The 16,639-nt window shown below is 62.7% G+C and carries 17 protein-coding genes; 8 read left to right on the forward strand and 9 right to left on the reverse strand.

Annotated features, from left to right (window positions below):
• Positions 1-17: 17 nt before the first annotated feature.
• From GEV02_RS12180 to GEV02_RS12190, 3 genes are read right to left on the reverse strand one after another with little or no spacing between them, the layout of a single operon-like run.
• Positions 18-1,259 carry an MFS transporter gene (locus tag GEV02_RS12180; RefSeq protein WP_152838238.1) on the reverse strand — a complete coding sequence of 414 codons (1,242 nt, stop codon included), beginning with the start codon at positions 1,257-1,259 and terminating at the stop codon, positions 18-20.
• On the reverse strand, positions 1,256-1,570 hold the full coding sequence (locus GEV02_RS12185) for a hypothetical protein (RefSeq protein WP_152807352.1): 315 nt from the start codon (positions 1,568-1,570) through the stop codon (positions 1,256-1,258). Before GEV02_RS12185 ends, GEV02_RS12180 begins: the two co-directional genes overlap by 4 nt.
• Positions 1,571-1,591: 21 nt before the next feature.
• Positions 1,592-2,143 (reverse strand): RNA polymerase sigma factor, encoded by a 552-nt coding sequence (locus tag GEV02_RS12190; RefSeq protein WP_152838239.1) that lies wholly within the window; start codon positions 2,141-2,143, stop codon positions 1,592-1,594.
• Positions 2,144-2,255: 112 nt separating this feature from the next.
• Between GEV02_RS12190 and GEV02_RS12195 the strand changes: the two genes are divergently transcribed.
• Positions 2,256-2,651, forward strand: coding sequence for a VOC family protein (locus tag GEV02_RS12195; RefSeq protein WP_152838240.1), 396 nt, complete (start codon positions 2,256-2,258; stop codon positions 2,649-2,651).
• 1 nt (position 2,652) lies between these two features.
• Here GEV02_RS12195 and GEV02_RS12200 read toward each other — a convergent pair whose 3' ends face one another.
• The gene (locus GEV02_RS12200) at positions 2,653-3,474 is read right to left on the reverse strand and encodes a class I SAM-dependent methyltransferase (RefSeq protein WP_152838241.1); all 822 of its coding nucleotides are present in this window, start codon (positions 3,472-3,474) and stop codon (positions 2,653-2,655) included.
• 73 nt (positions 3,475-3,547) lie between these two features.
• Here GEV02_RS12200 and GEV02_RS12205 point away from each other — a divergent pair, with 73 nt between their 5' ends.
• A complete protein-coding gene (locus GEV02_RS12205; protein ID WP_152838242.1) occupies positions 3,548-3,940 on the forward strand; it encodes a helix-turn-helix domain-containing protein in 393 nt (130 codons plus the stop codon).
• Between the two features lie 41 nt (positions 3,941-3,981).
• Here GEV02_RS12205 and GEV02_RS12210 read toward each other — a convergent pair whose 3' ends face one another.
• Together GEV02_RS12210 and GEV02_RS12215 are read right to left on the reverse strand one after the other, a co-directional pair.
• On the reverse strand, positions 3,982-4,434 hold the full coding sequence (locus tag GEV02_RS12210; RefSeq protein WP_152838243.1) for a hypothetical protein: 453 nt from the start codon (positions 4,432-4,434) through the stop codon (positions 3,982-3,984).
• Between the two features lie 236 nt (positions 4,435-4,670).
• On the reverse strand, positions 4,671-6,074 hold the full coding sequence (locus GEV02_RS12215; RefSeq protein WP_043480042.1) for a DEAD/DEAH box helicase: 1,404 nt from the start codon (positions 6,072-6,074) through the stop codon (positions 4,671-4,673).
• Positions 6,075-6,445: 371 nt separating this feature from the next.
• Between GEV02_RS12215 and GEV02_RS12220 the strand changes: the two genes are divergently transcribed.
• From GEV02_RS12220 to GEV02_RS12230, 3 genes are all read left to right on the forward strand, one after another.
• Complete coding sequence (locus GEV02_RS12220; protein WP_152838244.1) at positions 6,446-7,246, forward strand: thioredoxin family protein; 801 nt, start codon at positions 6,446-6,448, stop codon at positions 7,244-7,246.
• Between the two features lie 137 nt (positions 7,247-7,383).
• A complete protein-coding gene (locus GEV02_RS12225; protein WP_174999075.1) occupies positions 7,384-8,040 on the forward strand; it encodes a DUF642 domain-containing protein in 657 nt (218 codons plus the stop codon).
• Positions 8,041-8,167: 127 nt separating this feature from the next.
• The gene (locus tag GEV02_RS12230) at positions 8,168-9,337 is read left to right on the forward strand and encodes an NHL repeat-containing protein (protein WP_152838246.1); all 1,170 of its coding nucleotides are present in this window, start codon (positions 8,168-8,170) and stop codon (positions 9,335-9,337) included.
• A 50-nt stretch (positions 9,338-9,387) separates the two neighbouring features.
• On the opposite strand, the gene fabI is transcribed toward GEV02_RS12230, so the two are convergent.
• Together fabI and GEV02_RS12240 are read right to left on the reverse strand one after the other, a co-directional pair.
• Entirely contained in the window at positions 9,388-10,179 is a 792-nt protein-coding gene (gene fabI, locus GEV02_RS12235; protein WP_152838247.1) for an enoyl-ACP reductase FabI, read from the reverse strand.
• Positions 10,180-10,386: 207 nt separating this feature from the next.
• Positions 10,387-11,766, reverse strand: coding sequence for a transglycosylase SLT domain-containing protein (locus GEV02_RS12240; protein WP_152838248.1), 1,380 nt, complete (start codon positions 11,764-11,766; stop codon positions 10,387-10,389).
• A gap of 226 nt (positions 11,767-11,992) precedes the next feature.
• Here GEV02_RS12240 and GEV02_RS12245 point away from each other — a divergent pair, with 226 nt between their 5' ends.
• A complete protein-coding gene (locus tag GEV02_RS12245; RefSeq protein ID WP_070269499.1) occupies positions 11,993-12,550 on the forward strand; it encodes a DUF1415 domain-containing protein in 558 nt (185 codons plus the stop codon).
• Positions 12,547-12,738 carry a DUF1289 domain-containing protein gene (locus tag GEV02_RS12250; RefSeq protein WP_152838249.1) on the forward strand — a complete coding sequence of 64 codons (192 nt, stop codon included), beginning with the start codon at positions 12,547-12,549 and terminating at the stop codon, positions 12,736-12,738. The genes GEV02_RS12245 and GEV02_RS12250 overlap by 4 nt, the downstream gene beginning before the upstream one ends.
• Positions 12,739-12,834: 96 nt before the next feature.
• On the opposite strand, the gene GEV02_RS12255 is transcribed toward GEV02_RS12250, so the two are convergent.
• Positions 12,835-13,344 carry a DUF1993 domain-containing protein gene (locus GEV02_RS12255; protein WP_070359083.1) on the reverse strand — a complete coding sequence of 170 codons (510 nt, stop codon included), beginning with the start codon at positions 13,342-13,344 and terminating at the stop codon, positions 12,835-12,837.
• Positions 13,345-13,515: 171 nt separating this feature from the next.
• Here GEV02_RS12255 and GEV02_RS12260 point away from each other — a divergent pair, with 171 nt between their 5' ends.
• A complete protein-coding gene (locus GEV02_RS12260) occupies positions 13,516-16,638 on the forward strand; it encodes an EAL domain-containing protein (RefSeq protein WP_152838250.1) in 3,123 nt (1,040 codons plus the stop codon).
• Position 16,639: the final 1 nt, after the last annotated feature.

Consider the following 16,639-nt stretch of genomic DNA (forward strand, 5'->3'; position numbering starts at 1 on the left):
TGGCGGGGGAGGGCGCGTCAGGCGGCCGCTTGCGGCGCCGGTGCGGCCAGGGTGTTGCGGTTCAGGCGCCACAGCAGCGCCAGGCCGATCAGCGAGGTGCCGACCACGACAAAACCCACGACATCGAAGTTCTGCAAGCGGCCGGTCGCGCTCTGTGTGACGATGTGGCCGGCCACGACCGACGCCAGGCCGCCCGACAACTGCTGGATCGAGGCGCTGATGGCGTTGAACGAGCCGCGCTGGGTCTGCGCCGGCACCGAGGCCATCATGGCCTGGAACGGGATCATGCGCGAGAAGATTCCGATAAACAGCACCGTGTTGACGATGATGAGCACCACCAGCGAAGTCGCGCCCAGGTGGGTGTAGACCAGCACCATGGTGATGGTCAGCGCGGTGCCGAACAGGAACACGCGGAACTTGCCCACCGCATCGGCCGCCTTGCCGACCATGGGGCCGACGAAGATGGTGCACAGGCCGGTGACCAGGTAGACCGTCGGCAGGTGCTGCAGGTCGATGCCCAGGTTGTTGACTACGTAGGCGCTGCTGAACGGCATCAGCATGAAGCCGCCGGTGGTCAGCAGGGCGGTGGTGGCGAAGGCCAGCAGGTAGCGGCGCTCGGTCACGGTATGGAACAGGTGCATCCAGGCGCTGTGCTCCTGCGGCTTGCCCAAGTGGCCGTTGACCGGTTGCAGCTTCCACGCCACCAGCAGGCCGCCGGTCAGGCCGAACGCGGCCATGGCGACGAAGGGGATGTGCCAGTTCCACTTGCTCGACAGGTAGATGCCGGCCGGGATGCCCAGCACCTGGCTGGCGGCGAACGCGGTCTGGATCAGGCCCATGACGCGGCCGCGCTGCTGCGGTGCGAACAGGTCGGTGGCGATGGCCAGCACGACGGAACCGATGACGCCGCCGAACAGGCCGGTGACGATGCGCGCGGCCAGCAGCGATTCAAAGCTCGTCGCCAGGCCGCACCACAGCGTGCCCAGGATGAAGCCGGTGTAGAAGAACAGCAGCAGCTTCTTGCGGTCGAAGCGGTCGGCGAAACCGGCGGTCAGCAGGCCGGACGCGCCGGCGCTGAAGGCGTAGGCCGACACCACCAGGCCGAATTGTTTGGGGCCGATGTTCAGCGCCGGCATGATGACCGCGCCGAGCGGCGACATCAGCATGAAGTCCAGGATGACGGCGAATTGCAGGAAGGCCAGCATCGCCACAACAACTTTTTGGTAGCCGCTAAACGGCGTCGGTACGGGTTTGGTCATAGGTCTTTTTGTTCTTTATTGGGACGGCAGAAGCCGTGTCTATCTTTGTGAAACTGGGCCCGCTCTTCCGGCGTCATCGCCTGCCAGCGTTGCCAGCGTTCGCGGCCGCCGTGGCCGCCGCCATGGCGTCCGCGGAAGCCGCCGAACAGGATACGGCATAGTACCAGCAAGCCCAGCGCGCGCCAGTAGTCGATTTGCAGGCTGCCGGTGAACAGGCCGGGCATGACCCAGTTCCATAACAGCATCACCACCCAGCCGAGCAGGGCGACTCCGGCGAGGATCAGGGGCAGGAACAGCAGTTTCTTTTTCATTTCAGATTCTCCTTTCTTACATCATTCGTTGTCGTACAGGGTTTGCAGCCGCGTGCGCAGGTACAGGACCGCGTAGCGTTTGCGCGCCAATAAGGTGTTGACCGAGGTGCCGCTTTGCGCGGCCATTTCTTTGAAGCTGACGCCGTCCAGTTCATGCGCGACAAACACCTCGCGCTGGCTGGCCGGCAATTCTTCCAGCGCCGTCTGCAGTTCTTCCAGCAGCACGGAGCGGGCGTAGGCGTCTTCCGGGCTGCCGTCAGCCGAGGGCAGCAGCAGATCGAGGCTGCAGCCCTCGCCATCGTCGTCCGTCATGTCGTCGAGCCGCACCTCCTTTTTCTTGCGGAAGCGGTCGATGATGCGGTTGCGCGCAACGCGGAACAGCCAGGCGCTGGCCTGCTCGATCGGCTCCGGCAGGCGGTAGGCCTGGACGAACTCGTAGAAGACATCCTGCAGGATGTCGTCCGCATCGGTCGGATCGCGGACGCGGCTCCGGATGAAATTCCCGAGGCGCGAGCGTTCCCGCAGTACGGTTGCTGCGATGTCCTGTTCGGTGGTTGAGTTGGGTGGTGTCATTACTTGGTAGACGACTCACGGCTGCTTATATTGTGGCAACTTGCAGAAATAATTATTTATATAATTGATAAGCTGGTGTAAAACGTCACCATACTCCAACGGGGACAAGACCATGCAGCTTTCCAACTATCTTTTCTTTACGACGATGTGCGAACCGGCGCTGGAGTTTTACACGCGCTGCGGGCTGGGCCGGATCACCGACGTGTTGCGCTATGGCGTGGACGGCATGCCGGTCCATAACGAGGCCATGCGCGGGCGCATCATGCATGCCAGGTTCGAAGGGCCGGGTGTGTTGTTCTTCGCGTCGGACAACGATGATGCCGAGCCTATGCGCGGCTCGTCGCACATTCTGCAGATGAACGACAAGCAGCAGACGGAGCAGCTGTTCGCGCGCTTGGCCCAGGACGGCAAGGTGACGACGCCGCTCGCCATGCAGCCCTGGGGCGATTACTACGGCAAGCTGACCGACCAATTCGGCGTGCAGTGGATGCTGAATTGTTCGGTTTAATTTAAACGCGAGCGCCGATGTTCCAGCAGGCGGCAGTGTAGCGCACCTGGCCGCTGTCGATGTAGGGCGCGAAGCCGGCGCGGGCGGCGGTGCCGACTTGCCGGCGCGTGTGGTCGTCCGCCGTCTGCAGCAGCCTGCCGACCGGGCCCATCTGGGTGGCGTAGCGCTCCAGCTCCGCCTCGGGGAAGCTGCACGCCACGTCCAGCGGCTGGATATCGATGTCGCTCCAGCCGGACTGTTCCAGTATCGCCTGCACGTGGTGGCGGTCTGCGAAGCCGAACTGGCCAGGCTCGTTCGGCACGCGGGGCGGCAACTGGGGCAGCAGGGATGCCGCGCTGCGCTCGGCGGCGGTCATGAAGGGATTCTCTTCCGGGCTGCGCCAGGCGATCATGCGCAGCGTGGCGCCGTCGCGCGCGGCCAGCCGCAGATTGCGGAAGGCGGCGACGGGATCGTCGAAGAACATCACGCCGAAGCGCGAAATGATGGCGTCGTAGCTGGCCGGTTTGAAGGCGTGGCGCTGCGCATCGTCCTGGATGAAGACGGCGGAGGAGCGGCTGTGCGCTGCGCGTTCGCGGGCCGAGGCCAGCATGGGGCCGGAAATGTCGACGCCGGTGCAGTGGCCGTTTGGGCCCAGTTGGCGGGCGGCTGCCAGCGTGGTGGCGCCGGTGCCGCAGCCCACGTCGAGCAGGCTGCGCGCGTTGGCGGGCAGGGATTGCATCAGCAGGTCTTCGATGGGCTGGTACATGCGGTCGAGCAGGTTTTGTGTCGCGACCCAGGTGTGGCCGGCCGCGCCTTGCCACATGGAGGTTTGTTGTGAGCTCATGATGGGGCCTTTCGCTTGTTGGGGAGTAGGGAAGGTGCTACTGTGCCACTTCAAGTCAACTTGAGGTCAAGCGATGGCGAGCATGGATATAGCGGAAGTGGCCCGGATCTCCGGCATGCCGGCGTCTGCGCTGCGATATTATGAAGAAAAAGGACTGATAGTGTCGGTCGGCAGGCGAGGTCTGCGGCGGCTGTTCGATGATGGCGTGCTGGAGAAGCTGGCGTTGATTGCCTTGGGGCGCGCATCGGGCTTCTCGCTGGACGAGATTGGCGGCATGTTCGGTCCGGATGGCGACTTGCGGATCGATCGTCAGTTGTTGACGGCGAAGGCGGATGAGCTGGAGCGCACCATCAAAAAGCTAAGCGCCATGCGCGACGGTCTGCGCCACGCGGCGGTATGCAAGGCGGCCAATCACCTGGAGTGCCCGACCTTCCGCCGCATCCTGCGGATCACGGCCAGGAAGTAGGCGGGCTTTTGCTTTCTCCATGGACTTCGCCTTGGTCACTTTTAGAAGAACTCCGGAAACTTATTTTTTACATCCTGTAGTGTTTGCTCGGAATTCGAAATGCTACTTTTCAGTTTAACAGTCTGGTCGTGTAGATCGACAATAAATGTCCATTGGCCGGCGTTATTGAGTCTTCCGCTAGCCACCTTGATGTATGGCTCTTTGCAGTATGACGCCACGCCCATTCCTCGCGGGAAGAGCTGGATCTCATCAACGCAATAGTCCCCCTCTGGCAATATCAAGAGTTGGAGATTTTCACGTCCGCTCCCATACGTCTTTCCAGTGGCTAGATTTCTCAGCCATCCCCCGCTTCCATGATTGGGGCCGACTTCCGTGCTAAAGCCGGCGCGGATATCGATAATCAAAACACCCTCGTTGGCCTTGACCGTATCCTCAGCAAGTGCAAAAGGTGTAACGAGAAACCACATGATGGATAGGGGAAGCGCTATTTTCATTTACGGGCAGGCCTTCTCTTCTGGTTCGATGGTTTTTTAATAGAGCAGCGCACGCACGATAACATTTTGCTTGCGAAAAAAAATCACCGATTGTCACGTCCAGCCGATGTCATCCTCAATGGTGAATGTGGCGACTGGAAACGCCTCGCACCCAACGCAAAAAGCCCCCGCCGGCACTGGCCGCGATCTTGATCGCGTCCAGGCCGACGGGGGCTTTTAATTCAGCGGACTACCGATTAACGGTCGCCGTAGCTGCGGCGTGCGCCGTCGGTGCTGCGTGGGTTGCTGCCTTTGTAGCCGCCGCCGGTGCTGCCTTCCTTGCGCGGTGCGCCTGGCTTGCTGAACGTGCGCTGACCCGATGGCTTGGCGCCACCACGGTTGTCGCCCGGCTTCCAGCCGCCTGGACGCGGCGACGAACGCGATGCCGACGCGGTCTTCTTAGGCTCGTAGCCTTCGATGACGTTGACCGGAATCAGCTGCTTGGTGAAGCGCTCGATGCGCTTGACGTTCATGCCTTCAGCGTGGTTCACCAGCGAGATCGCCAGACCGTTGCGGCCGGCACGGCCGGTACGGCCGATGCGGTGCACGTAGTCTTCTGGGAACTTCGGCAGGTCGTAGTTGAACACGTGGGTGATGGTCGGCACGTCGATACCGCGAGCGGCTACGTCGGTGGCGATCAGGATCTTGACCTGGCCGCGACGCAGGCTGTCCAGCGTGCGGTTACGGGCGCCCTGGTGCATGTCGCCATGCAGTGCGGCAGCCGAGAAACCGGCGATGTTCAGACGGTCGGCGATGGTGTCGGCGTCACGCTTGGTGGCGGTGAAGACCACGGCCTGGTCCAGCGAGTCGTCGCGCAGCAGGTGGTCCAGCAGGCGGTTCTTGTGCGACAGGTCGTCGACGAAGTGCACGCGCTGGGTGATGTTCTCATGCTTGTTGGCGGCGCTGACGATCTGGATGATCTGCGGCTCTTTGGTGATGCGGCGGGCCATGTTGCCAACCACGCCGTCCAGCGTGGCCGAGAACAGCATGGTCTGACGGGTCGATGGCGTCGCTTCGACGATCTTCTCGATGTCGTCGATGAAACCCATGTCCAGCATGCGGTCGGCTTCGTCCAGCACCAGGATTTCCAGTTGCGAGAAGTCGATCTTGCCCGATTCCATGTGGTCGATCAGACGGCCTGGGGTTGCCACCAGAATCTCAGGATTCTTGGCCAGCAGTTGCATCTGTTTTGGATAAGGCATACCGCCCAAGATCGACACGGCCTTGATGCGGCGCAGGTTGACGCTGTACTTGTCGGTATTGGTGGTTACTTGCAGGGCCAGTTCGCGGGTTGGGGTCAACACCAGCATTTTTGGCTGTGCAGCTTTGAAACGTGGGCGCTCGCCACGGGCGCGGGCGGCTTGCATTTCTTGATTCGGAGTCTTGCCGGCGGCTGCCGGGTCGATCTCGGACAAACGGTGCAGCGACGGCAGCATGAACGCTGCAGTCTTGCCGGAACCGGTTTGCGAGGAAACCAACAAGTCCTTGCCTGCGATAGCGGCAGGGATAGCCTGCTGCTGTACTGGCGTCGGCGCGGTGTAGCCGGCGTCGGTCAGGGCTTTAATGATGGACGTGTTGAGACCAAGTGCTTCAAATGTCATGCTGTTCTTTCGTAAAAAACCGGCGTTCATGCAAAAGCTGAACGCGAAATAGCTACGCCTACCAAAACGAAATGACTCAATCAAAATCGAAAGAAATTTCGGCACAAAAGCTTTGCGCCGGGACGGTGTCAGGTGCGACACCAAAGGCGGGAGGGCTTTAATAGCGACATCAGGGCGATGCGCTAAGGCTTGCGAAGCTGCTAGTAATACCTGGCTGATCAATCGGCGCTGCTTTTGTTGCAGCGCGCTCATTGCAGCGCACAGGCAACACTATACAGTAGTTGGCCTTCGCTGTATAGGTCAAAGCATTTCTATTGTGCAGCGCCGCAGTTATTTATATGATAATTTTATGGTTTTGATTGGGATGGACGATGCGAATTCTTTGGGGTGGGGCGATGATGTTGGCGGCGGTGCAGGCCGTGGCCGGGCCGGTGACGGAGTTGCAGCCGCAGCAATTGGCCGCGTTTATCGCCAGGCACGAGTATGTGGTGGTGCAGCTGACCTCGCCCGATCCGGGTTGCGGCTATTGCAAGGGCGCCGACCAGACCTTCGACCAGGCCGCAGCCTTGCCGCACCAGCCGGCGCTGGCCTTCGCGCGGGTGCAGTGGACGCCGTGGCGCAAGATTCCCGATTTCAGCAAGCTGATGAAGGTGTATGGCGTGCCGACGCAGTATGTCTTCAACAAGGGCAAGCTGCTGGGCGACATCAGCGGCCGTCCGCCGGCGGCGCCGGCCTTCCTGGCGAAGGTCGACGAGGTGATCGCCGATCCGCCCGCCGACCGGGTGGCCGCCGAGCCGCAGGCCGCAGCGCCGGAGGCGCCGTCCGTGCCGCTGAGCGAGGCGGAGCAGGGCGCGTTGCGGCAGATGATACGGCGCGACGCCCTCAAGCTGGTGACGGGCATGTGCGCCAACCGCTTCCCCGATCATGCCAGGGCCTATCAGGACGCTCTGCAGGCCTGGAGCGGCGCCCATCAGGCTGGCTTGAACCAGGCCGCCACGCTGATGTTGGCGCGCACCAGCCGCGCCGATGCGGCGGTCATGAGCAAGCTGGTGGACGCGGAGCAGAAAGCCATGCAGGCCTGGCATACGGGCAAGCTGGGCCTGTCCATGCAAAAAGCCCCGGCCATGGCCGATTGCGACAAGATCGCCGCCGCGATGAAGGATCTGCCTTGAGCTGCGTTTGGCTTGCAAAACGGTAGTGCGCGTGCGTCTGCACGGTTCGTACGTTGCGCTTGATGATATAAAAACTACAATTTATACTGTTGGGGTTGGTACAAGCACATCGCAACATATAACTCATGGGATACACAATGAAACTGAAATCGACCCTGCTGGCCGCCGCGCTGGCGATGGCTGCGCATGCGGGCGCGGCCGAATTGATCACCAACGGCAGCTTCGAAGCCGGCACCATCGTTCCGAATCACAGCGATGCGGGCGCGCAGCAGCTGCTCAGCGGCGACAGCTCCACGCTGGCCGGCTGGACTGTCATCGGCGGCAATGACATCGCCTGGATCGGCCTGGGCAATCCGTATGCGATCAACGCGTCGGCCGGCAATAACTTCCTCGACCTGACCGGCTGGCACGACCAGAGCGCCACCGGCGGCGGCATCAAGCAGACGATCGCGACCACGGCGGGCGCGACCTACACGCTCAGCTTCGATATCGGCAATTCCAACAACTACAACTTCGGCAGCAACGACAGCCTGTTCGTCACGGCCGGCAATGTGGTGGGGCAGCAGGTGTGGACCACCATCAACAACCAGCCCAGCTCGTGGGAGCATGTGACGATGTCCTTCGTGGCCAGCGGCGCGACTACCGACGTGTCCTTCGGCGGCGGCCAGGCCGTGTGGTACATCGGCCTGGACAACGTCAGCGTGACGGCTGCGGTGCCCGAGCCGTCGTCGGCGCTGATGCTGGGCGCGGGCCTGCTGGGCATGGGCGCCTGGCTGCGTCGCCGCCGCAGCTGACGATCTGTTGTTTTAGAGGAAGGCCACGACTTTGCTGATGTCGAAAAAGTAAGCTCTGCGGTATATTGCTGTGCGTTATATATTTAATAAAGTTTATATGCGTACAGCTTATCTTTTTTTCGCAGTAATGACGGCGGCCAGCTTGTCGGCCTGTGGCGGTGGTGGCGGCGATACGCCGGCCAATGGCAACATAACGCAAGCGGCGCAGCCGGCGACTCCGGCGCCGAGCACGTTCGCGGTCATCGCGGCCGGCACGACGCACACGATGGCGGCTTACGAAACGGTGCTGGTGCCTGCGGGCGCCGTCATCAGCGGTCCGGATGGCTCGACCGTCAACCTCAACGGGCAATCCAATACGATCAACGTGCTGGCCGGCACGATAGTGACGGTGCCGGCGACGGCGACCGGCCCGGCGACCAATCAGGTGGTGGCCAAGGCCGCGCCGCAGGCGGCCTTGCTGGTGTCCGAGCCGATCGCCGGCGGCGGCATGATCGGCGGCGAGGCCTCGGTGGACGGCGCGGGCGGCCAGGCCAGGTTCGGCGGCATCCATCAACTGGCGGTCGACAAAGCCGGCAATTTCTTCGCCTCGGACCGCAACGGCATCCGGCAGATCACGCCGAGCGGCGCGGTGACGACGCTGCCAAGCACGCCGGCCGCCACGTTCGACGGGATGGCGCTGGACGCCGCAGGTAATTTCTACGGCGCCGGCGCCTACGACGACACGATCTACCGGCGCACGCCCGACGGCGTGGTCAAACCATGGTTCACCGGCTGGAATGGCGGCGTGACGCCGCAGACCAGCGTGCGGCTGGCGGTCGATGGCGCTGGCAATGTGTATCTGGCCGATTACGCCGGCAAGCGCATCCTGAAGTTCAGCCCGGCCGGCGTGCGCAGCGTGCTGGCTGGCGGCGGCAGCGGCGACGGCAATGATGGCGTCGGCGCGCAGGCTGCCTTCCACGGCCCGTCGGCGCTGGCGTTCGACGCCTCGGGCGCCTTGCTGGTCAACGACAGCGACGCGGTGCGCCGGGTGCTGCCGGACGGCACAGTGAAAACCGTCGCCCATATTCCCAAGCGCCTCATCGCCCCCGATGGCCCGATCGCGGTGGATGCGGCGGGCAACGCCTATGTCGCCGGCGACACCGATCTGCGTCGGGTGAAGCCCGATGGCACCGTCACGGTGTTGACGCTGATGGGCGGAACGCCCTACACGATGGCGCTGGCGATCGGTGCCGACGGCAAGCTGTACGCCGGCACCGGCTGGGCCGCGCCGGTGCAGCTCTGGAAGATCACGCTCTAATAAAAAACGCCCTGCATGCAGGGCGTTTTGCTTGGGTGATGCGGCAGGACTCAGGTGTAGTCTTCCGCGTTCAGGCCCATGACGTGCGAGAAGCCGCCGTCGACGTAGGTGATCTCGCCGGTGATGCCGGAAGCCAGGTCGGACAGCATGAAGGCGGCGGTGTTGCCCACTTCTTCAATCGTCACGTTGCGGCGCAGCGGGGCGTGCGACGAGGCAAAGCCCAGCAGCTTGCCGAAGTCCTTGATGCCGGACGCGGCCAAAGTCTTGATCGGGCCGGCCGAAATGCCGTTGGCGCGAATGCCCAGCTTGCCCAGGTTTTCCGCCAGGTAGCGCACCGACGCTTCCAGCGAGGCCTTGGCCAGGCCCATGGTGTTGTAGTAAGGGATGGCGCGGACCGCGCCCAGGTAGGACAGCGTCAGCAGCGACGAGCCTTCTTTGAGCAGCGGCAGCGCGGCCTTGGCCATCGCCGGGAAGCTGTAGGCCGAGATGTCGTGGGCGATGCGGAAGTTCTCGCGGGTCAGGCCGTCCAGGAACTCGCCGGCGATCGCTTCGCGCGGCGCGAAGCCGATCGCGTGCACAAGGCCGTCCAGCTGCGACCAGCTCTTGCCCAGGTCGGTGAACAGGGCGGCGATCTGTTCGTCGCTGCCGACGTCGCAGTCGTACACCAGGTTGCTGCCGAATTCGGCGGCGAATTCGGTGATGCGGTCTTTGAAGCGTTCGCCGACGTAGGTGAACGCCAGTTCGGCGCCTTCGCGATGGCAAGCCTTGGCGATACCGTAAGCGATGGAACGGTTCGACAGCAAACCAGTGATGAGGATTTTTTTGCCTTGCAAGAACGCCATAGTGACTCCGATTGCAACTGCGCGCCCGGGCTCGCCTTTTTTGCAGGCTGGCTGGCGACGTCAGTGGGGTTGTTATTGATGTGAGAGGCCCGTTGCCGGCCGCTGCAAGACCAAGATTGTAGGGCGAGTGGGCCGCGACTGCAACCTTTGATCGCGGCCCCGGCCCACGCGCCATGCGCTGGAACCGGGGCCGGACGGGCTTTGATGCTAGTTCTTGCGGCGGGATTTGCCTTTGGCGGCGTCGTGCGACACGCGCGCCTTGACCAGTGCGACCGGGCTGGACTTGGCAGCCTTGCCGCCCTTGGCCAGTTTGTAGCCGGCCTTGCTGGTGGTGCGCTCGCGCTCGGCCTCGAAGGCGACGGTGGCGTTGCGCTCCACTTCCGGCGAGATGTCCACGCTGGCCGAGGTCGAGATCTTCGGCACCAGGATGGTGGAGCCGGCCTTGAGCAGCGATTTCTGCGGGATGTTGTTAGCCTGGCGTATCACTTCCGGCGTGGTGTGGAAGCGCGAGGCCAGCGTGCCGATGCTTTCGCGGGCGGTGGTGATCTTGTGCGTGGTCCAGGTCGACAGATCCTTGCCCCATTGCGCCAGATTCAGGTGGAACTTGTCGGCGTTTTCCTTGGGCAGCAGGATCTTGGTCTGTTCGTCGCCGGTGATGACCGGGCGCTTGAACTGCGGGTTCAGCGCCTTGAACTCGTCGACCGACAGCTCGGCCAGGTGGGCGGCGATGGTCAGGTCGATGTCGCTGGTCTTGTCGACGGCGGTGAAGTAGGGCGTGTTATCGATGGCCGGCAGGTTCAGGCCGTACTGGGCCGGATTGGCGATGATGTTCTTCACCGCCTGCAGCTTGGGCACGTAGTTGCGGGTTTCGGCCGGCATCAGTTCGGCCAGGCTTTCGAAATCGGTCGGCTTGCCGGCCGCCTGGTTGCGCTTGATGGCCTTCTGCACCGAGCCTTCGCCCCAGTTGTAGGCGGCCAGCGCCAGCTGCCAGTCGCCGAACATGTCGTACAGGCGCTGCAGGTAGCTCAGCGCGGCGTCGGTCGAGGCCAGCACGCCGCGGCGCTCGTCCTTGAAGGCGTCCTGCTTGAGGTTGTAGTCGCGGCCGGTGCCCGGCACGAACTGCCACATGCCGGCGGCGTTGGCGCTGGACAGGGCTTGCGGGTTGAACGCGGATTCGATGAAGGGCAGCAGCGCCAGCTCGGTCGGCATGTTGCGCTTTTCCAGTTCGGTGACGACGTGGAACAGGTAGCGCGAGGCGCGCGCCGTGGTGCGGGCGATGTAGTCGGGACGGGTGGCGTACCAGTTGACGTGCTTGCCGACCAGTTCGTTATTAATATCCGGAATGGCGTAGCCGCTGCGGATGCGGCCCCAGACGTCTTTTTCGCGGAAAGCGTCATCGTCAGCCAGCTTGGCCGGTTTGTTGACTTTCAGGGAGGAGACATCGAGGGCGGGGGATTTGGGCAGGGCGGACAGCGGCAGTGACGCCGGCGGCAGGCCCGGCGCTTCATCGTGGGCCTGGCTGATCGCCGGCGCCATCAGCGCCAGCAAGGTGGCCAAGGCCGCGGATTTGGAAATTCGTGCTTGCATAGTTTTCCATTGTTGCCGACGAGTAACATCGGACGGACTATGAATAAACGTGGAGTGTACGAAGGTCGTCCGGTCGAGTCAAGAAATATGTCAGGCGGATGACTAATTCTTTTACGCAATAGTTCTGCGTAAATAAGCCGGAGATCGCTGCAAAATGGCTGAAGTATGAGTTCCCGCAAAGAGTGCGTACAATTCTGTTTTTGAGCAGTCACCAAGGAATTGAATTATGAGTAGCCCCGCCATCGATCACGACGCCGTCATCGCCGAGACCGTCAACTGGGTGGAGAAGGCCGTCATCGGCCTGAACCTGTGTCCGTTTGCCAAGGCCGTGCATGTGAAGAAGCAGATCCGCTACGTGGTCTGCGAAGCCGACACGCCGGAAGCATTGCTGGAAAAGCTGATGGAAGAGCTGGAGTATCTGGCCGAAGCCGATCCGGAAAAAGTCGACACGACGATGATTATGCATCCGAACGTGCTGGCGGATTTCGAGGACTACAACGAGTTCCTCGACGTGGCCGACGCCGCGCTGGAAGAGATGGAACTGGACGGCATCCTGCAGGTGGCCAGCTTCCACCCGGACTACCAGTTCGCCGACACCCACAAGAACGATATCGAAAACTACACCAACCGCTCGCCGTATCCGACGCTGCACCTGCTGCGCGAGGACAGCGTGGAGCGCGCGGTGGAGGCTTTCCCGGAAGCGGGCGACATCTTCGAAAAGAACATCGAGACGCTGCGCGCGCTGGGCCACGACGCCTGGGACAAGCTGTTGCAGGTGAAATGATGGGAGATTTGCCGGTACGGCCGGACACGCCCTGCGTGGCGGTCTGCTCCACCACCTTCGATGAAATCTGCCGCGGTTGCGGCCGCACGGTGGTGGAGGTGGCGCACTGGGTGTCCATGAGCGCCGACCAGAAAGAGCTGGTGTGGCAGCGCATCCTGGCGCAGGGCTACCCGCGCCGGAATACGTAGTCGTTCCCGCGAAAGCGGGAATCCATGCTGAGTCAAGAGCATTGCTAACGCGCGCTCAGTATGGATTCCCGCCTGCGCGGGAATGACGTGGGTGGATCAATAGGTGCCGATGAAGTTCTTCTTGCCGATGTCCAGGCCGTTGTGGCGCAGGATGTCGTAAGCCGTGGTGGCGTGGAAGAAGAAGTGCGGCAGCGCGTAGTGGAACAGATAGGTCTGGCCGGTGAAGTGCTTGGTCTTTTCGCCGCTGCCGGTGGTGATCTCGCGCGTTTCGCTGCCTTCGATGGCGCTGGCCGGCACGCTGTCGATGTAGGCCAGGGTCTTGACGATGCGGGCCTTCAGGTCGGCGAAGCTGGTTTCGGTGTCTTCGTACGACGGCACTTCCAGGCCGCCCAGGCGGGCTGCGGCGCCTTTCGAGAAGTCGCAGGCGATCTGGATCTGGCGGGTGAACGGCAGCATGTCCGGGAACAGGCGGAACTGAAGCAGCGCGTTAGGTTCGATTTTCTTCTCGGCCGCGTGCGTCTCGGCTTTGTCGAGGATGACCAGCAGGCTGTTCAGGATCTGCTTGAACACTGGAATGGAAGCGGAATACATGGAAAAAGTGGTCATGGCAAGGTCCTCAGTTGAAATGAGTCGCGATGATAGCGTGCCTGTGGGTTTTTTGCTGGCGCGCTGACTTTTACCGCATTTTCCGTGCATAATTCCAGTTAGAAACCTTAAAGTTTGCGCTATTACCCAATTACAGACAGATGATGCAAACTTATCACTCGCGACCGGTGCATGATTAGCGCCGTTTACCAAAAGATGCGTGCCAGGCTCAGCGCCTTGTACGGTCTATCCATCTATGGCGCGCTGTTACTGGTGGTGTTTGGCGGCCTGGTGATCCCGGCCATCATCGGCAGCTACCTGCTGATCGGCGTGCACGAGCAGAAATCGGCGCGCGTGGCGCTGGACGAATCGCTGCAGCGCAATGCCGACATCCTGGCGCTGGGCATGCAGGAATCCCTGTGGAATATGAATGCCGAATCGGCTCATTCGCTGGTCGAATCGGTGATGCGCGACCGCTCGGTGCTGCAAGTGGAAGTGGTCGGCCAGGCCGACACCCAGTTCATGAGCGTGCATTCGCCGCGCCAGGCGGCCGGCAATGTGTACCGCGCCGAGCGCGAGATCCTCGTGCGCGGCGAGCGCATCGGCCGCATCACGGTCGAGATGGACGACGCCCGCAGCCAGCAGGAGCTGCGCGAGAAGCAGCTGTCCTATGTGTTCGTGCTGGCGGCGCAGCTGATGGTGTCGCTGCTGCTGATCGTGCTGTTCCTCAATTCCCGCCTGATTAAACCGCTGCGCAAGCTGATGCGCTTTTCCGACCGCCTGTCGCACGGCGATTTCGAGACCCGGCTGGACCTGGTCGGCAGCGATGAGCTGGGCCGCCTGGCCACGCAGCTGGAGCAGATGCGGGTGGCGATCAAGCGCCTGTTCGAAGACATCGGCCAGCGCGAGGAACGCTTCCGCACCATCGTCACGCAGGTGCCGGGCGCGGTGTTCCGCTTCCGCCCCGACGGCCCGATCGACTTCGTGTCGGACGCCATCGAAGAGATTTCCGGCTATTCCGCCGCGCAGTTCATGCGCAGCACCACCCATTCCTGGACCAACCTGATCGCGCCGGAAGACCGCAAGAAGCAGCGCCGCAGCGTGTCCGAGGCGATCCGCACCGGCCAGTCCTACGAGGTCGAGTACCGCATCCTGGACGCCGCCGGCACCGAGCGCTGGGTGGCCGAGAACGGCCAGCCGCAGCCGCACGATGGCGAGGGCAATGCGCCCTGGGTCGACGGCATCATCTCCGACATCAGCCAGCGCAAGCACAACGAGATGCGCATCGAAGCCCTGCTGGCCGAGCAGAGCGCGATCCTGGACAACGTGATGTTCGGCGTGATGTTCGTGCGCAACCGCCAGATCGTGTCGGTCAACCGCCGCTGCGAGGAGCTGTTCGGCTACGAGCCGGGCGCGATGACGGGCGCCTCGACCTCGATCGTGTTCCCGAGCTCCTTCGATTTTGAATCGGCCGGCGCGCGCCAGTATCCGTCGCTGTCGAAAGGCGATTACTTCAACGAAGAACGCCACTACCGCCGCAAGGACGGCAGCCTGTTCTGGTGCATGGTCAGCGGCTACGCGCTGGACGACAAGCGCGCCAACGAGGGCAGCATCTGGGTGTATGCCGACATCACCGCGCGCAAGGAAGCGGAAGAGAAGCTGCGCCTGTCGGCCACCGTGATCGAGCACATCGCCGACGGCGTGGTGGTGCTGGACGCGAACGGCATCATCGTCGCCGTCAATCCGGCGTTCACGCAGATCACCGGCTACACCGAGGCCGAAGCGCTGGGCAAGGACCGCACGCTGACGCGCTCCGGCCGGCACGACGCCGAGTTCTATGCGGAGATGTGGCAGGAGCAGATGGACAAGGGCTTCTGGCGCGGCGAGATCTGGAACCAGCGCAAGAACGGCGAGCTGTATCTGGAATGGCTGACGGTGAGCGCGGTGCGCGACAGCCGCGGCGAGACCACCCATTACGTCGGCGTGTTCAGCGACATCACCAAGGTCAAGGAATCGCAGGAAAAGCTGGACCACCTGGCCCACCACGATCCGCTGACCGCGTTGCCGAACCGCCTGCTGTTCCACGATCGCCTGCAGCACGCGCTGCAACGCGCCGCGCGCGACGGCGAACAACTGGCGCTGCTGTTCATTGACTTGGACCGCTTCAAGAACGTCAACGACACGCTGGGCCACCACATCGGCGACGAGCTGCTCAAGCAGGTCGCCAAGGCCTTGCACGAGCGCCTGCGCGAAGGCGATACGCTGGCGCGCCTGGGCGGCGACGAGTTCATCGTCCTGCTGGAGAATATCGAGAACCAGTTCGGCGCCAGCCAGGTCGCCGAGAAGCTGGTGCAGATGTTCGAGCAGCCCTTCATGGTAGCCGGCCATGAATTGTTCGTCACCTGCAGCGTCGGTATCAGCCTGTTCCCGGACGATGCGGTCGACCTGAATATGCTGATCCGTAACGCCGACGTGGCCATGTACCAGGCCAAGGCGCGCGGCCGCAACGGCTACAGCTTCTACACGCCGTCGATGACGGGCGAGGGCGTCGAACGCCTGCGCCTGGAGACCTTCCTGCGCCGCTCGATCGAGAAGGACGAGATCTTCCTCAACTACCAGCCGCAGGTGGAAATCGATACCGGCCGCTTGATCGGGGTCGAGGCGCTGGTGCGCTGGAACCATCCGGAGCTGGGCCTGATCCCGCCGATCCGCTTCATTCCGCTGGCCGAGGATACGGGCTTCATCAACCAGCTGGGCAAGTGGGTGCTGGAAGAAGCCTGCCGCCAGATGATACGCTGGCAGGCCGCCGGCCTGAATGTGCCGAAGATGGCGGTCAACCTGTCGGCCAAGCAGTTCGAGCGCGGCAGCATCGTCAACATGGTGGCCGACATCCTGCGCGAGACCGGCCTGGAGCCGCAGCGCCTGCAACTGGAAGTGACCGAGTCGGTCATCATGAACACCGGCGACGCCATGGTCTTCATCAACGACCTGCACTCGATCGGCGTCGGCCTGGCGATCGACGATTTCGGCACCGGCTACTCGTCGCTGGCCTACCTGAAGCAGCTGCCGGTGCAGACGCTGAAGATCGACCGTTCCTTCATCAAGGATATCTCCACCGACGTCAACGACGAAGCCATCGCCATCGCCATCATCCAGCTGGGCAAGAGCATGAATCTGTCCGTGATCGCGGAAGGCGTGGAGACCGAGGAGCAGGCGGCCTTCCTGCTGCGCCACGGCTGCCATCTGGCGCAGGGCTACTTCTACAGCAAGCCGGTGGCGGCGGACGATATGCTGACACGCTGGCGCACCTCATAAA

The sequence above is a fragment of the Rugamonas aquatica genome (assembly GCF_009380215.1).
Lineage (GTDB): Bacteria > Pseudomonadota > Gammaproteobacteria > Burkholderiales > Burkholderiaceae_D > Rugamonas > Rugamonas aquatica_B.

Bases quoted from the DNA above. Each gene is read 5' to 3' on its own strand.
- GEV02_RS12195 (WP_152838240.1), top strand. From the start codon at position 2,256: ATGCAGCTTTCCAACTATCTTTTCTTTACGACGATGTGCGAACCGGCG.
- GEV02_RS12215 (WP_043480042.1), bottom strand. From the start codon at position 6,074: ATGACATTTGAAGCACTTGGTCTCAACACGTCCATCATTAAAGCCCTG.
- GEV02_RS12260 (WP_152838250.1), top strand. From the start codon at position 13,516: ATGATTAGCGCCGTTTACCAAAAGATGCGTGCCAGGCTCAGCGCCTTG.
- GEV02_RS12180 (WP_152838238.1), bottom strand. From the start codon at position 1,259: ATGACCAAACCCGTACCGACGCCGTTTAGCGGCTACCAAAAAGTTGTT.
- GEV02_RS12225 (WP_174999075.1), top strand. From the start codon at position 7,384: ATGAAACTGAAATCGACCCTGCTGGCCGCCGCGCTGGCGATGGCTGCG.
- GEV02_RS12210 (WP_152838243.1), bottom strand. From the start codon at position 4,434: ATGAAAATAGCGCTTCCCCTATCCATCATGTGGTTTCTCGTTACACCT.
- GEV02_RS12245 (WP_070269499.1), top strand. From the start codon at position 11,993: ATGAGTAGCCCCGCCATCGATCACGACGCCGTCATCGCCGAGACCGTC.
- GEV02_RS12250 (WP_152838249.1), top strand. From the start codon at position 12,547: ATGATGGGAGATTTGCCGGTACGGCCGGACACGCCCTGCGTGGCGGTC.
- GEV02_RS12220 (WP_152838244.1), top strand. From the start codon at position 6,446: ATGCGAATTCTTTGGGGTGGGGCGATGATGTTGGCGGCGGTGCAGGCC.
- GEV02_RS12185 (WP_152807352.1), bottom strand. From the start codon at position 1,570: ATGAAAAAGAAACTGCTGTTCCTGCCCCTGATCCTCGCCGGAGTCGCC.
- GEV02_RS12200 (WP_152838241.1), bottom strand. From the start codon at position 3,474: ATGAGCTCACAACAAACCTCCATGTGGCAAGGCGCGGCCGGCCACACC.
- GEV02_RS12205 (WP_152838242.1), top strand. From the start codon at position 3,548: ATGGCGAGCATGGATATAGCGGAAGTGGCCCGGATCTCCGGCATGCCG.
- GEV02_RS12230 (WP_152838246.1), top strand. From the start codon at position 8,168: ATGACGGCGGCCAGCTTGTCGGCCTGTGGCGGTGGTGGCGGCGATACG.
- GEV02_RS12240 (WP_152838248.1), bottom strand. From the start codon at position 11,766: ATGCAAGCACGAATTTCCAAATCCGCGGCCTTGGCCACCTTGCTGGCG.
- GEV02_RS12255 (WP_070359083.1), bottom strand. From the start codon at position 13,344: ATGACCACTTTTTCCATGTATTCCGCTTCCATTCCAGTGTTCAAGCAG.
- GEV02_RS12190 (WP_152838239.1), bottom strand. From the start codon at position 2,143: ATGACACCACCCAACTCAACCACCGAACAGGACATCGCAGCAACCGTA.
- fabI (WP_152838247.1), bottom strand. From the start codon at position 10,179: ATGGCGTTCTTGCAAGGCAAAAAAATCCTCATCACTGGTTTGCTGTCG.